The organism is Streptomyces niveus (assembly GCF_001723055.1).
Classification (GTDB): domain Bacteria; phylum Actinomycetota; class Actinomycetes; order Streptomycetales; family Streptomycetaceae; genus Streptomyces; species Streptomyces niveus.
In genome coordinates, this window is sequence record NZ_MDCR01000020.1 from 1 (window position 1) to 15,057 (window position 15,057).

Consider the following 15,057-nt stretch of genomic DNA (forward strand, 5'->3'; position numbering starts at 1 on the left):
CGGCGGCGCCCTGATCTCGCTGCTGCGCCGGGAGAAGCGGCGGATGCGCACGGTCACCGCCGACCCGCGCCGCGCGCCGTTCACCCCGTTGCAGTACCTGACGGCGCATCTGGACTCGGCGCACACCGGGGCGGGCCCGGTCGGTCACGGCTACACGAAGGACAACCTCGACCAGGCGACGCTCGACTACACGTTCCCCATGGGCGAGAACGTGACCGGGGTCAGTCTCGACACCACGGACCACGGCGGGCACTTCACCGGCTCGGTCGGTACGGGGCAGCTCAGGTGGCTGGAGCGGATCCTCAAGGAGCACCGCGACGGCTACGTGGTGCTGTTCACGCACCACAACAGCTGGACGATGGGCAACAAGCGGCCCGACCCCGCCCGGCCCGGCGAGGCGCGGCACGACGGGAACGAGGTGGTGGCGCTGCTGCGCGAGCACCGCTCCGCCGTGGCCTGGATCAACGGGCACAGCCACCGCAACGTGGTGCTGCCGCACGGTTCGTTCTGGGAGATCTCCACCGCGTCGCACATCGACTTCCCGCAGCTCGCGCGGGTCGTCGAGATCGCGGACAACAAGGACGGCACGCTCTCGCTGTTCACCACGCTGATCGAGTCCGCGGCGCCGCGCGAGACCGACTTCACGGATCTCTCCCAGTCCGGGCTGGCGTCGCTCTACCGGGAGCTGGCGCTCAACGCGCCGGGGAGCCGGCAGGATCTGGCGGGCCTGAAGGACGCGCGCAACACCGAGCTGCTCCTGCGTCGCTGATAATCATATATTCAAAGGTTCACGGGTTTTCACGCCTTACAATCAAACCGTCAACCAACGACACAGGCTCCGAATCAATCACTTTCGGCCCAACTCGCCACCCGTCCCGCACCGGCCCGGACCAGGCAGTTACGGACACACACCGCGATCACAGCGACACGCGGAGCGACCAAAACCGGTCACAGAACGGGCGGAGCACCCCCGACGTGAGCAAGACTCACGTCCGTTGTCCGAGACATCGACCCAGGGAGTGTTCGAAATGCGGAGCATCGCAAGGGCTGGGGCCTGTGGAGCCGTACTGGCACTCAGCAGCCTCCTCGTCACCGGCGCGGCCGGCGCCGTCCCGACGGAAACGCCCGGCGGGGGCGCATCCATCGGAGGCGTGCCGGCGCCGGGCACCTCGCCCACCGGAGCGGAGAGCCTGTACGCGCCGTCGGCGCTGGTGCTGACCGTCACTGACGGTGCTGATCACAAGTCCGGTACGGTACGGCGCGCGGTTACGCTCAGTTGCGCGCCCACCCCCTCGGGAAGCCACCCGGACGCGGCCGGCGCCTGTGCCGAACTGAAGGAGAACGGCGCGAAGTTCGACTCGATCACCACCTCCGGGACGAACCGCGTCTGTACGAAGGAGTGGGAGCCGGTCACGGTGACCGCCGACGGCGCGTGGGAGGGCAAGCGCGTCGCCTACGTCCACACCTTCTCGAACTCGTGCGCCATGAACGGCGGCAGGGGCGCCGTCTTCACCTTCTGAGGCGACGAACGGGCGGCCGGGGCGAGGGAATTCCCCGCCCCGGCCGTCCGGCGTTCCGGCCCCGCCGACAGCCCGCGCACCGCCAGATCCGGAACCTCCGGAAGTGAAGACCATGGACGGAATCCGGTCAGGTTGACCCGATACTGCCCCCTGGAGCGGACGAACTCGGTTTCTTCACAACGGACTTGAGAAGTTCTCGCGACCTCGTTCCCGTCGCCCGCACCCCTGTCCGCCCAGGTCCGGAGGACGGTAGCCCTCCCTCCGCCTGACGGTTCGTCATATGTGACTTTCCGTGCTGAGACCATTACATCTTCGCCACGTATTGTTACCTCCGTGACAGAAACAGACTCGTGGGGCAGTGGAGGAGAATCATGCGACCGTTCGCGTTGAACTACGCTTTCCCGGCTCCCAGCACACCCGTCGTCGGACCTTTCACCTACGACTCCACGCTCCAGCTGAACGTCCTGCCGGACGGACGTCCCGCGATAGCCGACCGCGCGCTGCTGCTCGCCGCCGGGTCCACGACCTCGACGGCCGGCTCCAAGACGCACTTCGACGACTGACAGCCCTGGTTACCCGATGACTGTGCTGATCCTGACCGCCGAGGAGGACGTCACCGCGGATCTGGTCGTGGCCGAGCTGCACGGGCGCGGTACGCCGCTGGTGCGCTTCGACCCCGCCGATCTGCCGGGCGAGGCGTCGATGTCCGCCGAGTACGTCAGCGGCGACTTCCGCGGCCATCTGTCGGCGGGCGGACGCCTGTTGAGCATGGACGGGCTGCGCTCGATATGGGTGCGGCGGCCGGGCGCGAGCGCGGCCCACGCGCCCAGCCCCTCGCCCTGGCTCACCGCCGAGTCCGAACACGCCTTCTTCGGCATGCTGTACTCCACGACGGCGCGCTGGATGAACCACCCGCAGGCGGCGGCCCAGGCGCGCCTCAAGCCCTGGCAGTTGCGGGTGGCGCACCAGAGCGGGTTCGCCGTACCCCCCACCCTCGTCACCACCTTCCCGCGCATCGCCCGGCTGTTCGCCGCCGAACACCGGGACATCGTGGTGAAGTCGATCACCGGCCCGCCGCCGGGTGATCCGCCGGTCTCGCTGCCGACCACCCGGGTGGGTCCCGGCGCCGACTTCGAGTCGGTCTCCGCCGGGCCCACCCTGCTCCAGCGCTACATCTCCAAGCGGGCCGACATCCGGCTCACCGGGGTCGGTCACCAGCTGTTCGCCGCGCGGAAGGTCGCCGGTCCCGGCCAGGTGGACGGCCGGTACGGCGAGAGCGACCACACCTGGGAGCCCGTCGAGGTGCCCGACCGTATCGCCCGTGCCGTGTACGGCTATCTGCGCGTCGCCCATCTCGCTTACGGGGCCTTCGACTTCGCCGAGGACACCGAGGGCACCTGGTGGTTTCTCGAATGCAACCAGGGCGGTCAGTTCGGCTTCGTGGAGCTTCAGACCCGGCAGCCGATCGCCGGGGCCGTGGCCGGCTGGCTCGCCTCACCGCCACCCGTCTAGACCTCTGACCGGCGAATCTCCGCAGGCCCCGGGCGTATCGGGGCGTTCGGCGTGCCCGATCGACGGGACGGGGCGCCTCCCTCGGCCAAGTCCCCCCGCCGGTCGGGGAGTCGCCGATGCGGTGCGAGTGCGAAGATCTTGGTACGGTACGGTCCTTCGGGGCCCTGTCGGCGACCTCGTTCGCCGGTTGCCCGCCGTATTTCCCGCGGTCGGAATTGGACCCCCACAGCACAAATCCTTGCTCAACCCGTTCTTCAACGACGCATCGAATAGCCGCCGTTGGAGATCTCTTGTTTCACCCGCACGGGCTGTGCAATGGTGAACGCGCTCAGTCGGCAGCAATGCTCAGAGCGCTCAACCGTTCGATTCAGCGGCGGTACGACCGCCCGGAAAAGTTCTCCGGCCGTCGTTATCCCGCCGCTCTCCGCCCACGGGTCGCATTCCTGGAGGCCGTACACCGCCCAAAGGTACGCACCACATCGGACCACCCCCTTTCAGTCGGCCGGACATCACTGCCGCCACCCTCGCGTCAAGGGACTGGACACCCCCCACTCAGTGCCCTGGAAGGCAGGACCTCCATGCAGGATCCTCGTACGTCCAGAACCACCCCGGCCGGTCCGCCCGGCCCCCGCGCCGAAGGCTCGGACGCGGACCTCGTCGCCGCGCTGAGGACCCGCGACAGCGACGAAGAGGACCACGCCACCGCACTGTTGCTCACCCGGCACTGGCAGGCCCTGCTCGACTACGCCGAGATCCGCTCCCCCTCGGCCAACGCCGCGTCGATGCTCGCCACGGCGGCCTTCGGCAAGGTGCTCGACATTCTGCGCCACCCTGGTCCCGTCCCGGCCCTGCGGCCCGAATTCCTGTTGACCGCCCGGCATTTGGCTGGCATCTGGGCCGCCGAAGGGCAGCAGGCGACCGAAGGACATCCGGCCGGCACGGTCTGGGAGCACCCGGCGCGGCCGGCGGCCACCGGCCCGGGGAGCCCCGACACGCCGCGCCCGCCGGAGAATCGGCGCCTCGCCTTCCACGCCTTCCAGGCAATGCCCGCGGCCGCGCGATGTCTCCTGTGGCATACGGACGTCGAGGCGGAGCCCATAACCGTACCGGCCGGTCTGCTCGGCATTGATCCGGAAAGCGCGCGCACCGAACGGGAACACGCGGGTGAACTCTTCCGGTCCGCCTGTGTACGCGCGCATATCGAACTCGCGTCGGACCCGGAATGCCGCCACTACAACCGTCTGCTGGACGTGTCGCTGCGGCGCGGCGGGGCTTTGCTCCCGGACATCCAGCGGCATCTGGCGCTCTGCGCGCACTGCGCCTACGCCACCGAGCAGTTCGTGCATCCCGAGGGCCGGCCCGCGGTGCTGCTCGCCGAGGCGGTCCTCGGCCCGCACGCCCGGCGCTACCTCGACTCGCGGCCGGGCAGGCGCGGCGGGGCGCGGGGCGCGGGCGTACGCCGCGGTGGACGGCACTCGGTGGGCGGACGCCCGCGGGTGCTGCCCCGCGTGACGGTGACGGCCAGGCGCGTGCTGACCACTCCGGGCGTGCCGAGGACCGTACTGCTCGGCGGGCTCGGCCTGGTGGCCGTGGGCCTGCTCGCGGTGTCCGTCGCCGGTCTCACCCCCGGTGACAGCGAGGACGAGGCGATGGGACCGGCCGCCCCGATCGGCACGGGCACCTCCACGACGTCCCCCGACCCCGGCTCACAGGGCGTCTCCGGTCCCGGCGCGCCGCCAGGTGTCCTGCGCACGGCGCTGCGCAGCGCGGACGCCGACCTCTGCCTCGATCTGCGGGACACCCGGCCGAGTCCCGGCTCCGAGGCGACGCTGGCGATCTGCTCGTCGTCCGCGCGGACCCAGCAGTGGCTGTACGAGGAGGACGGGCTGCTGCGCAACGGAGCCGACCAGGAACTGTGCCTCAACTCCCGTACGGTCGACGGCTCGGCGGTCCTCACGCCGTGCACCGGGCCGACGGCCGACGACGCGGCGGAGGTGCGCTACGACGTGACGGTCCAGGGGCATGTGATCCCCCGGTGGGACGACTCACTGGCGGTGGTCCCGACAACTCCCGTGGCGGGTACGTCGGTCGTAGCGAAGATCCGCGACGAGTCCACGCTCCAGAACTGGTTGACGGACGCGGCGCCCAACAGCCCCAGGTCCCTGCCGATCGTCGGCGGCGGCCGGGCGACGGTGCCACCGCCCGACCCGATGTCCGCGCACCGGGACACGGTCGGCTCGGCGAAACGGGACAAGGGGCGCCCCGCCGGGGACCACGACTGCGTCAAACCCGGGCGCGGGGAGGGCGACGTCCACGGGCAGGGCCGGGACAAGGGCGGCCCCGGCCCGCACCGCGACCGTGGCGGCAACGGTCAGGGTCGCTGCGACGGGGCCCGGTTCGACGGCTGAGTCACCGGGGCCGGGCTTCCCAGGGCGTGTCCTCGAAATAGCGCCGCCCGCACGCGGGGCGGGGCTACCTCGAAGACACGCCCTAGGTGACGCCCGTCCCGTGGGCCGTCAACAGCCCCACGTCCAGCGCCGCCACGGCCACCGCCGCGACGAAGGGGGCCTTCGTGTGGCGGCGGTCGAGCAGCAGGCCCGCGACCGCCACCGCCCCGGCGACCGGCGGGAGGAGCAGGGCGCCCGCGGCAGGGTGGCCCGGTGGTCCCAGTGTCAGCACCGCCGACGCCGCGACCAGCGGGACGGGGAGCAGCAACCGACTCCCGGTGGCGCCGAGTCGGTGCGGCAGCCCCCGTACGCCGGTGGCCAGGTCGGCGCGGATGTCCGGCAGGACGTCCGCGAGGTGCGCCCCGACGCCGAGCAGCGCACCGGCGGTGACGACCCACCAGGCGGGCCAGGGGCTGCCCGGCAGGCTCAGTGAGACGAGGGCCGGCAGGCTCGCGAATCCGATGGCGTACGGCAGCCAGGACAGCGGTGTCGCCTTGAGCCGCAGGTTGTACGCCCAGGCCGCGCCCACGGCGATCAGGTGCGAGGTCCCGGCGAGCGCGCCGCAGGCCAGCGAGAGCGGCACGCAGAGCGCGAGAGCGCCGAACGCCGCCCGCCATACGGTCCCTTGGCCGACCGACCCGGCGGCCACGGGTTTGTCGCGGCGCGCGTTGACGGTGTCGCGCCGTGCGTCGTACGCGTCGTTGCACCACCCCACGGACAGCTGCCCGGTCAGCACGGCGACGGTGAGCAGCAGGCAACGGCCCACGCCGTGGCCCGCGGTGACGGCGAGCGCGAGGGTGAGCGTGGTGACGGCGACCACGGGGCCAGGGTGGCAGGACAGCACGAGGGCGCGTCCGACGCCCAGCAGCCGTGCGCGCGCCAGGGTTTGGGTGTCGCCGCTCGCGGCCCCGCGGGTGCTCGTTCTCTGATCCACTTCGGCGTCCACGCGCCGATCGTAGGCGCGCGGGCACCGTTCACGTGGCAGCCGGACGGGCGACTTACGGTGTCTCATCCTCTCCTGCGGCTGTTGGGAGGGTTATGACATTCTCAGGTTGGATTCGATGAGCCGAATCGCCGCCGTGCATGGCGTCCTGGCTCCGTACCGCTACACCCAGTCCGAGATCACCGACATGGTGGCGCGCACGTGTCTACCGGCCGGGTCGGACCGGCGCGTGATGGACCGGCTGCACGAGAGCGTGCGGGTCCACTCGCGCCACATGGCCCTGCCGCTGGACGACTACGTCAAGATCGACGGGTTCGGCGCCGCCAACGACATCTTCATCGAGGTCGCGGGGGACCTGGGCGCCGAGGCGGTACGCGGGGCCCTGCGTACGGCGGGGCTCCGGCCCTCGGACGTGGACCTGCTGATGTTCACCTCCGTCACCGGCGTGGCCGCCCCGTCCGTGGACGCGCGCCTGGTCGGGCGGCTGGGGCTGCGGCCCGACGTGAAGCGGCTGCCCATCTTCGGACTCGGCTGCGTCGCGGGCGCGGCGGGCGTCGCGCGGCTGCACGACTATCTGCGGGGCTGGCCCGATCACGTGGCCGTGCTGCTCTCGGTCGAACTGTGCTCGCTCACCTTCCAGCGGGACGACCCGTCGATGGCGAACCTGGTGGCGACCGGGCTGTTCGGCGACGGGGCGGCGGCGGCCGTGGCGGTGGGCGAACAACCCAGGGCCCAGGCCGCTCCGCGGGGCCCCACGGTCGTCGCCACGCGCAGCCGCATGTATCCGGACACCGGCCATGTCATGGGCTGGTCGGTGACCGGCTCCGGCTTCCGCGTCGTCCTCGACTCGTCGGTGCCCGACGTCGTCCGCCGCCTTCTCGCCGACGACGTACGCGGCTTCCTCGCCGAGCACGGTCTGACGCCCGCCGATGTCACCGGGTGGGTCGCCCACCCCGGCGGCCCAAAGGTCCTCCAGGCCGTGGGCGAGTCACTGGGCCTGCCCGACGGCGCCCTCGACGTCACCTGGCGCTCCCTGGCCGAGGTGGGGAACCTGTCGTCGTCATCGGTCCTGCACGTCCTGCGCGACACCCTCGCCCGGCACGCCCCGGAGCCGGGCAGCCCCGGCCTGATGATCGCGATGGGCCCCGGGTTCTGCTGCGAACTCGTCCTGCTTCGCTGGTGAGTTGGAGAGACACATGTGGTGGTACACGGCACTGGTGCTGGCGGTCGGGTTCGAGCGCGTCGCCGAACTCGTCGTCGCCCGGCGGAACGCCCGCTGGAGTCTGGCGCACGGCGGTACGGAGACCGGGCGCGGGCACTACCCGGCGATGGTCGCCCTGCACACCGGTCTGCTGGCCGGCGCGCTAGCCGAAACGGCCCTGGCCGGGCGGCCGTTCGTGCCCGCGTTCGGCTGGACGATGGCGGGGGTGGTGGTCGCGGCCCAGGCGCTGCGCTGGTGGTGCATCCGGACGCTGGGGCCGCGCTGGAACACCCGGGTGATCGTCGTGCCCGGCCTGCCGCTGGTCACCGGCGGCCCCTACCGGCTGCTGCGCCATCCCAACTACGTCGCCGTCGCGGCGGAGGGCCTGGCGCTGCCGCTGGTGCACGGGGCGTGGGTGACGGCCCTCGCCTTCACGGGGCTCAACGCCGCGTTGATGGCGGTCCGGATCCGGTGCGAGAACACGGCGCTCGGGGCCGCCGGTGCGCCCGCGTGATCGACGTACTGGTCGCCGGTGGTGGCCCTGCCGGACTGGCCGCCGGGATCCACGCGGCCCTCGCCGGGCTGCGGGCCGTGGTGGTGGAGCCGCGTACCGCCCCGGTGGACAAGGCGTGCGGGGAGGGCATCATGCCGGGCGGTACGGCGGCGCTGCGCGCGATGGGCGTCGAGGTGTCGGGGCGCGAACTGCGCGGCATCCGCTACCGGGACGGTGTACGCGGCGCCGAGGCGTGCTTCCGGGACGGCACGGGGCTCGGGGTGCGCCGTACGGAGTTGCACGCCGCGCTGCGGCGCCGGGCGGACGCGCTGGGCGTGGAGACGGTGCGCGGCAAGGTCGGTGAGGTGCGGCAGAGCGCCGACCGGGTCAGCGCCGGGGGCAGGACCGCGCGCTGGCTGATCGCCGCCGACGGGCTGCACTCGCCGATCCGCCGGGGCCTGGGGCTGGATCTGCCGGACCGCGCGCCGTCCCGCTACGGGCTGCGGCGGCACTTCCACGTCGCGCCGTGGTCGGACTTCGTGGAGGTCCACTGGTCGCGGCACGGCGAGGCGTATGTGACGCCGGTGGGTGACGGCCTGGTCGGCGTGGCCGTGCTGAGCCGCGAGCGGCGCGGGTACGGCGAACACCTGGCCCGCTTTCCGGAGTTGGCGCCGCTGCTGGGCGAGCGGCCGGCCAGCGGCGTACGCGGGGCTGGTCCGCTGCGGCAGCGCGTGAGCCGGCCGTTGGCGGGGCGGGTGCTGCTCGTCGGCGACGCCGCCGGTTATGTGGACGCGCTGACCGGGGAGGGGGTCGCCCTGGCCCTGTCGACGGCCGGGGCGGCGGTGCGCGCGCTGGCCGACGGCCGGCCGCAGTCGTATCCGGCGGCCTGGTCGAAGCTGACGAGACGCCACCGCCTCCTTACGGAGGGCCTGTTGCGCGCCACCCGGGGTCCGCGCGGGGCGGGGCTGATCGTGCCCGCCGCCGCCCGGCTCCCGTCCGTCTTCGCGGCGGCGGTCCACGCGCTCCAGTAGCGCGGCGGTGGTACGGATCCCGCCCGGGTACTCGCCTGGGCGGGAGGCGGGATCCGCGCCGTACGCCGTGTCCTCAGGCGCCCGCGCTCCGCTGGAACCAGGTGGGCTCGTCCTCCATCGCCTGCTTGATACGGAACCGGGCGAACTCCCGCAGCTCGGGCAGCGCGTCCACGGAGAACCAGCCGACCTCCAGGGACTCGTCGTCGTTGACCCTGGCCTCCCCGCCGGTCGCGCGGCAGCGCAGTGTGATGTCCATGTACTGGCATCGGTCCCCGTTGGGGTACGTGACGGGCTCCGGCAGCGCCTGGACGAGGACGACGCGCTCCGCCTCGCAGCGTACGGCGGTCTCCTCGTACACCTCGCGCTCCGCCGTCGTCGCGGGCTGCTCCCCCGGCTCCGGGATCCCGCCGATGATCGACCAGTTGCCGGTGTCGGCGCGCCTGCCCAGCAGCACGCGTCCGTCGTCGTCGAAGACGATCGCGCTGACTCCGGGCAGAAACAGCAGTTGGTGGCCGGCGGTCTCGCGGAGCTCTCGGATGAAGTCTGGCGTTCCCATGCCACGACCCTAAGCGCAGGCCCGCGGATCCCCGCGCGCGCGTCAGCCGGCGTCGTCGGCGGCGGGGCTCCGGCGGGCGCGTACGGTCCGTGCGCCGACCCAGCCGAGACCGCCGACGGCGATCGCGACCAGCAGCGCCTCGGGCAGCGTGCCCATCCGGGTGGCGGGTGTCTGTGAGGAGCGCAGCGGCATCTCGCGGACGAGCGCGTCGGGCGTGAACATCTTCGTCTGCTCGACGACCTTGCCGTCCGGCATGATCATCGCGCTGACGCCGCTGGTGACGGGGACGACGACGGACCGGCTGTGCTCGACGGCCCGCACCCGGGACATCGCGAGCTGCTGGTAGGTCATCTCGCTGCGCCCGAAGGTGGCGTTGTTGCTCGGCACGGCGATGAGCCGCGCGCCGTGCGTGACGGTGTCACGCACCGCCCAGTCGAAGGCCGCCTCGTAGCAGGTGGCGAGACCGACCTTGGTCCCGGCCAGGTCGAACACGCCCACCTTGTCGCCGGGACCGAAGTCACGCCGCACCCGGTCGACGTCGGAGCTGAAGATCCGTACGAAGGACCGCATCGGGATGTACTCGCCGAACGGCTGGACATGACGCTTGTCGTACGTCGCGACGGGCCCGTTCGCGGGATCCCACTCGATCAGGGAGTTCCGCAGCTTGCCGGTGTCGGGCGAGAGCACCGAGCCGACCACCGTCGGCACACCGATCTTCTTGACCGCGTCGTCGATGACCAGGCGCGCGTCGCCGTTGCGGTAGGGGTCGAGGTCCGAGGAGTTCTCCGGCCACAGGACGAAGTCCGGCTGCGGCTCCTTGCCCGCCTTGACGTCGTCCGCCAGCTGCTCGGTGCGCGCGGCGTGGTTGTCGAGCACCGCTCGGCGCTGGGCGTTGAAGTCGAGCCCCAGACGCGGCACGTTGCCCTGGATCGCGGCGACGGTGGCGGTGCCGTCCTCGGCCGAGTCGTCCACGAGGGGCAGCGCGGCGAGGGCGCCCGCGACGGGGACGAGCACGGACAGGGCGGCGACGGCCACGGCGGCGCGCGGCACCTGGCGCGGCGCGGGCCGGGCCCGGTGCGCGAGGACCTGGCGGACCACCTCGTACAGGCCGAAGCCGCACAGCGCGACGGCGAAGCCCAGTACCGGGGTGCCGCCCACGGCGGCGAGGGAGAGGAACACGCCGTCGGCCTGGCCGAAGGCGATCTTGCCCCAGGGGAAGCCGCCGAACGGCACCCGGGCGCGGGCGGCCTCGCCCAGGATCCATACGGCGGCGGCGAACACCGGCCACGCGGGCAGCCGGGACACGGCGGCGATTCCCACCCCGACGACGCCGATGAACAGCGCGGAGACGGCGGCCAGCGCGACCCAGGGCAGCGGGCCGACCTCTTCGCCCGTCCACTTCAGGAGCGGCAGCAGGAAGCCGAGCCCGGCGAGGAACCCGAGCCCGAACCCGGCACGCGGGCGGCGCCCCCGCAGCGTCCAGCCGAGCAGGGCGAACGCGGGCAGCGCCAGCCACCACAGCGGGCGGGGCGGGAAGCTCGCGAAGAGCAGCAGCCCGGACAGCGCCGCGGCGCCCGGCCTTACGAACCGGCGTGCGCGACGCCTGCCGCCGGGCGCGGGGGCGGGCTCGGCCGGCTCGACGGGGGTGATGGTGGTGCTCACCCGGCGGAGTCTACGGTGACGGCACCGGTCGACGTCAGTCCGGCCTTCGTACGGGGGCCCGCTTGCGGGTCGGTCGCAGCGTCAAGGGCGGTGCGAGGCGATGCCGGGCCGTGGCGAACGGTGCGGGGCCGAGCCGGCCGACGCGGGGCCGTGCCTGGCCGGTACGGGGCGGTGCCGGGCCGTACGGGCCCGTGCCCCGCCGTCAGGCCTCGGCCGAGCCGCCGAGGATCGTCCGGCCGCCGGTGGCCTTGCCGAGCCCGGTCGTGCCGAGTCCCGACTTGCTGAGCGACACCGTGCCCGTGGCCGCCGCGCGGAGGCGGTCGCGGATGACGCGGACCGCGGCCTCGGCGTCGTCGACCGTCACTGTGAACGTCCTGCCGTCGCCGAGGGTCAGCACGACACCCTCGCCGCGCCGTACGACGACTGCCGTGCCCTGCTCGGGTCGCCAGCGATAGCCCCAGCCGCCCCACTGGCGGGGCGTGACGCTGGGTTCGAAGTCCGCGCCGGTGACCTGGGTGAGCGGGATACGGCGGCGTGGCAGCCCGGCGTGGCCGCAGCGCACCTCGAGGTGGTCGTGATCGACCTTGACCGCCACGTGCACGAAGGCGAGCGTGCCGAAGAGGATCAGCAGTCCGGCGGCCACACAGCCGACGACCGACGCGGCCAGCGCGACGATGCCGGTCTCCCAGGAGGATTGGATCGCCAGCTCGATGCCGAGCGCGAGGCAGGCGACGCCCACCACGGCGAACAGCCACTGAATGCGGTTGGTCGCTCGGCCGGTCCAGATTTCGGGGAGGGGCACTGTGCCTGGCCCCCCTCGTCGGGGGTGCTCCGTCATGGTTGCAGCGTACTCACGAACCGCCCGGGGAGCACCGCCCCGGCGGGATCCGGAATGGCGGAGTCCACCGGGGCCCTTGCGCCGCCCGCCCCCGGGCGCCCCGGTGACGATGGCCACACACGCTCTAGTGCGCGTGGGTGACGGCCGCCAGCAGCCGGCCCTCCGGGTACGTCAGGGCCGGGTCGGTCAGCGTGGCGCGGTTTCCGGCCAGCAGGACGGTGAGGTCGCCGGGCTCCGCGTCGGCCGCCGGGGCCGCCGCGCCCCCGAGGCGGCGCAGCGCCTGCGCGGCGACGGCGTCGGCCGAGCCGTGCAGTGTCACCTCCGGCAGTCCGGGGTGGCTCAGGGCCGCCCGGATGCGTTCGGCGACCAGTTCGTAATGGGTGCAGCCCAGGACGACGGTCCTTACCTCGCGCGGGGTCAGGAGCGCCGCCGCCGCGATGGCGCGGGCGATGCCCGCCTCGTCGGCGTGCTCCAGCGCGTCGGCGAGACCGGGGCACGGCACCTCGGTGACGTCGACCGAGGCGGCGTGGGTACGGATGAGATCCCGCTGGTAGGGGCTGCCCGTGGTGGCCGGGGTGGCCCAGATCGCGACGGGCCCGCCCCCGGCCGCCGCCGGCTTGATCGCGGGGACCGTGCCGATGACGGGCAGTCCGGGCTCCAGCGCGGCGCGCAGCGCGGGCAGGGCGTGCACCGACGCGGTGTTGCAGGCGACGATCAGCGCGTCGGGCCGGTGCGCGGCGGCGGCGCGGGCCACCGTGAGCGCGCGGGCCACGATGTCGTCCGGGGTACGCGGTCCCCACGGCATGCTGCCGGGGTCGGAGGAGAGCACGAGGCCGGCGTCCGGCCGGAGCCGGCGCATTGCGGCGGCTGCGGCGAGCAGCCCGAGACCGGAGTCCATCAGCGCGATCTTCACCCGGTCACCATAGACGACCGCCCTTGCGGTCCCGCCGATGTGGGGCAGACTGCGGCGAATGAGCGCCATTGCCTGGATCGCCGCGGTCTCACTGGCCGCCTGGGGCTTTCTGTTGCTGGGTCAGGGATTCTTCTGGCGTACGGATCAGCGGCTGCCGCCGCGGGAGGCTCCGTCGCCGTGGCCGTCCGTCGCCGTGGTGGTGCCCGCGCGGGACGAGGCCGGGATGCTGCCGGTGAGCCTGCCGTCGCTGCTGGCGCAGGACTATCCGGGGCGGGCGGAGATCTTCCTCGTCGACGATTCCAGCACCGACGGTACGGGCGCCCTGGCGAGGGAGCTGGCCGACCGGTTCGGCGGGCTGCCGCTGACGGTGGTCTCCCCGCCGGAGCCGGCGCCCGGCTGGACGGGGAAGCTGTGGGCGCTGCGGCACGGCATCGAACTGGCGCGGGAGGACGGGCCGGACTATCTCCTCCTTACGGATGCCGACATCGCCCATGAGCCGGACAGCCTGCGCGAACTGGTCGCCGCCGCGCGGACGAACGGACTCGACCTGGTCTCGCAGATGGCCCGGCTGCGGGTGACGACGGCGTGGGAGCGGCTGATCGTGCCCGCGTTCGTCTACTTCTTCGCGCAGTTGTATCCGTTCCGCCGGGTCAACAAGCCGGGGGCGCGTACGGCCGCGGCGGCCGGCGGCTGCGTATTGCTGCGGACGGAGACCGCCGAGCGGGCGCGGATTCCCGACTCCATCCGGCAGGCCGTGATCGACGACGTGTCGCTGGCGCGCGCGGTGCGGGCGGCCGGTGGCCGGATCTGGCTGGGTCTGGCCGAGCGGGTGGACAGCGTGCGCCCGTATCCGGCGCTGGGCGATCTGTGGCGGATGGTGGCGCGGAGCGCGTACGCCCAGCTTCTGCACAATCCGCTGCTGCTGATCGGCACCGTCGCCGGGCTCGCGGTCGTCTATCTGGCGCCGCCCGCCGGGGTGTACGCGGGCCTGTCGGGAGGTGACACACCGGCCGGGCTGCTGGGCGGCGCCGCGTGGGCGGTGATGGCCGGGACGTACGTACCGGTGCTGCGGTACTACCGGCAGTCGCTGTGGCTCGCTCCCCTGCTGCCGTTCACCGCCCTGCTCTACCTCCTGATGACCGTCGACTCGGCCTTCCGGCACTACCGGGGCCGTGGTGCGGCCTGGAAGGGGCGTACGTACGCCCGTCCGGAGGCCGCACCGGAGCGTTGAGGCGAGCCGGCGCCGGGCCGGGGGGTCATTTCCGGCCGGGCGTCCAGTTCATGCCCCAGCCGTAGGCGTAGTCGATGGTGCGCTGCGGGCTGACGCCGCGTTCCGGTACGAGGAAACGCGCTTCGCGCTGGACCAGCAGATCGGAGCCGGTATTGGTGATCAATGCGAGCGCGCAGACCGTGGAGGGCACCGTGCACTCGCCGAGCGAGAAGTCGATCGCGGCGCCGTTCTGCGGTTGGAGCGTGACCGTCGCGTCGAGATCGGCGAAGCTGCGCGCTCCTTCGTAGATGGTCACGAAGATGACGACGCGGCGCAGTTGGTTCTTGTGGTCGAGGTTGATGCTGAGATTCTCGCCGTTGGCCGAACCGCCGGTGCGGTCGTCGCCGTCGAGATGGATGAACGGCGGCTGGTGAAGCGCTCCGAAGGCATTGCCGAGTGCCTGGACGACGCCTTTGCGGCCGTCGGTCAGTTCGTAGAGGGCGCACAGGTCGAGGTCGAGGTCGCCGTGCATGGCGACGGCGCGGCCGAGTTTGGCGCCCCAGCCCTTGAACTGTTTGCGCACCTGCCAGCTGAGATTGACGCGCATCTCACCGGAGTTGCCGCCCTGCTTGGACAGCGAGACGGTGGGCGCCTCCTTGGTCAGGGTGACCTTGCTGAGCCGTACGGGAGACGGGACGGGCGCGGCCGGGGGCGCCGCCGGCCGCGCCCGT

General features: G+C 72.7%; 15 protein-coding genes. 9 read left to right on the forward strand and 6 right to left on the reverse strand.

The window, feature by feature from the left end; translation table 11 throughout:
* The 5 genes from BHU15_RS02720 to BHU15_RS02740 all read left to right on the forward strand — a co-directional run.
* Positions 1–769 (forward strand): TIGR03767 family metallophosphoesterase (locus BHU15_RS02720; protein ID WP_069625679.1); only part of this gene is annotated, 769 nt, incomplete at its 5' end.
* A gap of 259 nt (positions 770–1,028) precedes the next feature.
* Positions 1,029–1,520: a subtilase-type protease inhibitor gene (locus tag BHU15_RS02725; protein ID WP_069625680.1), complete on the forward strand. Its 492-nt coding sequence runs from the start codon at positions 1,029–1,031 to the stop codon at positions 1,518–1,520.
* Between the two features lie 371 nt (positions 1,521–1,891).
* Positions 1,892–2,083, forward strand: a complete 192-nt coding sequence (tgmA, locus tag BHU15_RS02730; RefSeq protein WP_023543500.1) for a putative ATP-grasp-modified RiPP — start codon at positions 1,892–1,894, stop codon at positions 2,081–2,083.
* Between the two features lie 16 nt (positions 2,084–2,099).
* Entirely contained in the window at positions 2,100–3,032 is a 933-nt protein-coding gene (tgmB, locus tag BHU15_RS02735; RefSeq protein ID WP_023543499.1) for an ATP-grasp ribosomal peptide maturase, read from the forward strand.
* Between the two features lie 578 nt (positions 3,033–3,610).
* On the forward strand, positions 3,611–5,440 hold the full coding sequence (locus BHU15_RS02740) for an RICIN domain-containing protein (RefSeq protein ID WP_069625681.1): 1,830 nt from the start codon (positions 3,611–3,613) through the stop codon (positions 5,438–5,440).
* A gap of 82 nt (positions 5,441–5,522) precedes the next feature.
* Here BHU15_RS02740 and BHU15_RS02745 read toward each other — a convergent pair whose 3' ends face one another.
* Positions 5,523–6,425, reverse strand: coding sequence for a UbiA family prenyltransferase (locus BHU15_RS02745; RefSeq protein ID WP_069625682.1), 903 nt, complete (start codon positions 6,423–6,425; stop codon positions 5,523–5,525).
* A gap of 115 nt (positions 6,426–6,540) precedes the next feature.
* Here BHU15_RS02745 and BHU15_RS02750 point away from each other — a divergent pair, with 115 nt between their 5' ends.
* Genes BHU15_RS02750 through BHU15_RS02760 form a run of 3 tightly spaced genes read left to right on the forward strand, consistent with a single transcriptional unit; the run spans position 6,541 to position 9,147 of the window.
* The gene (locus BHU15_RS02750; protein WP_069625683.1) at positions 6,541–7,605 is read left to right on the forward strand and encodes a type III polyketide synthase; all 1,065 of its coding nucleotides are present in this window, start codon (positions 6,541–6,543) and stop codon (positions 7,603–7,605) included.
* Between the two features lie 13 nt (positions 7,606–7,618).
* Entirely contained in the window at positions 7,619–8,137 is a 519-nt protein-coding gene (locus BHU15_RS02755) for an isoprenylcysteine carboxyl methyltransferase family protein (protein ID WP_069625684.1), read from the forward strand.
* Positions 8,134–9,147 (forward strand): NAD(P)/FAD-dependent oxidoreductase, encoded by a 1,014-nt coding sequence (locus BHU15_RS02760; RefSeq protein WP_069625685.1) that lies wholly within the window; start codon positions 8,134–8,136, stop codon positions 9,145–9,147. The genes BHU15_RS02755 and BHU15_RS02760 overlap by 4 nt, the downstream gene beginning before the upstream one ends.
* Positions 9,148–9,220: 73 nt before the next feature.
* Here the strand turns inward: BHU15_RS02760 and BHU15_RS02765 are convergent, their stop codons facing one another.
* From BHU15_RS02765 to BHU15_RS02780, 4 genes are all read right to left on the reverse strand, one after another.
* Positions 9,221–9,703, reverse strand: coding sequence for an NUDIX hydrolase (locus BHU15_RS02765; RefSeq protein ID WP_069625686.1), 483 nt, complete (start codon positions 9,701–9,703; stop codon positions 9,221–9,223).
* A gap of 42 nt (positions 9,704–9,745) precedes the next feature.
* Complete coding sequence (gene lnt / locus BHU15_RS02770) at positions 9,746–11,365, reverse strand: apolipoprotein N-acyltransferase (RefSeq protein ID WP_069625687.1); 1,620 nt, start codon at positions 11,363–11,365, stop codon at positions 9,746–9,748.
* 202 nt (positions 11,366–11,567) lie between these two features.
* On the reverse strand, positions 11,568–12,203 hold the full coding sequence (locus BHU15_RS02775) for a hypothetical protein (protein WP_247748875.1): 636 nt from the start codon (positions 12,201–12,203) through the stop codon (positions 11,568–11,570).
* A 124-nt stretch (positions 12,204–12,327) separates the two neighbouring features.
* Positions 12,328–13,116 (reverse strand): glutamate racemase, encoded by a 789-nt coding sequence (locus BHU15_RS02780; protein ID WP_023543488.1) that lies wholly within the window; start codon positions 13,114–13,116, stop codon positions 12,328–12,330.
* 58 nt (positions 13,117–13,174) lie between these two features.
* Here BHU15_RS02780 and BHU15_RS02785 point away from each other — a divergent pair, with 58 nt between their 5' ends.
* Positions 13,175–14,347 carry a glycosyltransferase gene (locus tag BHU15_RS02785; RefSeq protein WP_069625688.1) on the forward strand — a complete coding sequence of 391 codons (1,173 nt, stop codon included), beginning with the start codon at positions 13,175–13,177 and terminating at the stop codon, positions 14,345–14,347.
* Between the two features lie 25 nt (positions 14,348–14,372).
* On the opposite strand, the gene BHU15_RS02790 is transcribed toward BHU15_RS02785, so the two are convergent.
* A partial coding sequence (locus tag BHU15_RS02790; RefSeq protein ID WP_438284952.1) for a TerD family protein occupies positions 14,373–15,057 on the reverse strand: 685 nt, incomplete at its 5' end.

Coding starts and splice junctions, on each gene's coding strand:
- BHU15_RS02765 (WP_069625686.1), bottom strand. CDS start 9,703: ATGGGAACGCCAGACTTCATCCGAGAGCTCCGCGAGACCGCCGGCCAC.
- BHU15_RS02750 (WP_069625683.1), top strand. CDS start 6,541: ATGAGCCGAATCGCCGCCGTGCATGGCGTCCTGGCTCCGTACCGCTAC.
- tgmA (WP_023543500.1), top strand. CDS start 1,892: ATGCGACCGTTCGCGTTGAACTACGCTTTCCCGGCTCCCAGCACACCC.
- tgmB (WP_023543499.1), top strand. CDS start 2,100: ATGACTGTGCTGATCCTGACCGCCGAGGAGGACGTCACCGCGGATCTG.
- BHU15_RS02725 (WP_069625680.1), top strand. CDS start 1,029: ATGCGGAGCATCGCAAGGGCTGGGGCCTGTGGAGCCGTACTGGCACTC.
- BHU15_RS02775 (WP_247748875.1), bottom strand. CDS start 12,203: ATGACGGAGCACCCCCGACGAGGGGGGCCAGGCACAGTGCCCCTCCCC.
- BHU15_RS02755 (WP_069625684.1), top strand. CDS start 7,619: ATGTGGTGGTACACGGCACTGGTGCTGGCGGTCGGGTTCGAGCGCGTC.
- BHU15_RS02785 (WP_069625688.1), top strand. CDS start 13,175: ATGAGCGCCATTGCCTGGATCGCCGCGGTCTCACTGGCCGCCTGGGGC.
- BHU15_RS02740 (WP_069625681.1), top strand. CDS start 3,611: ATGCAGGATCCTCGTACGTCCAGAACCACCCCGGCCGGTCCGCCCGGC.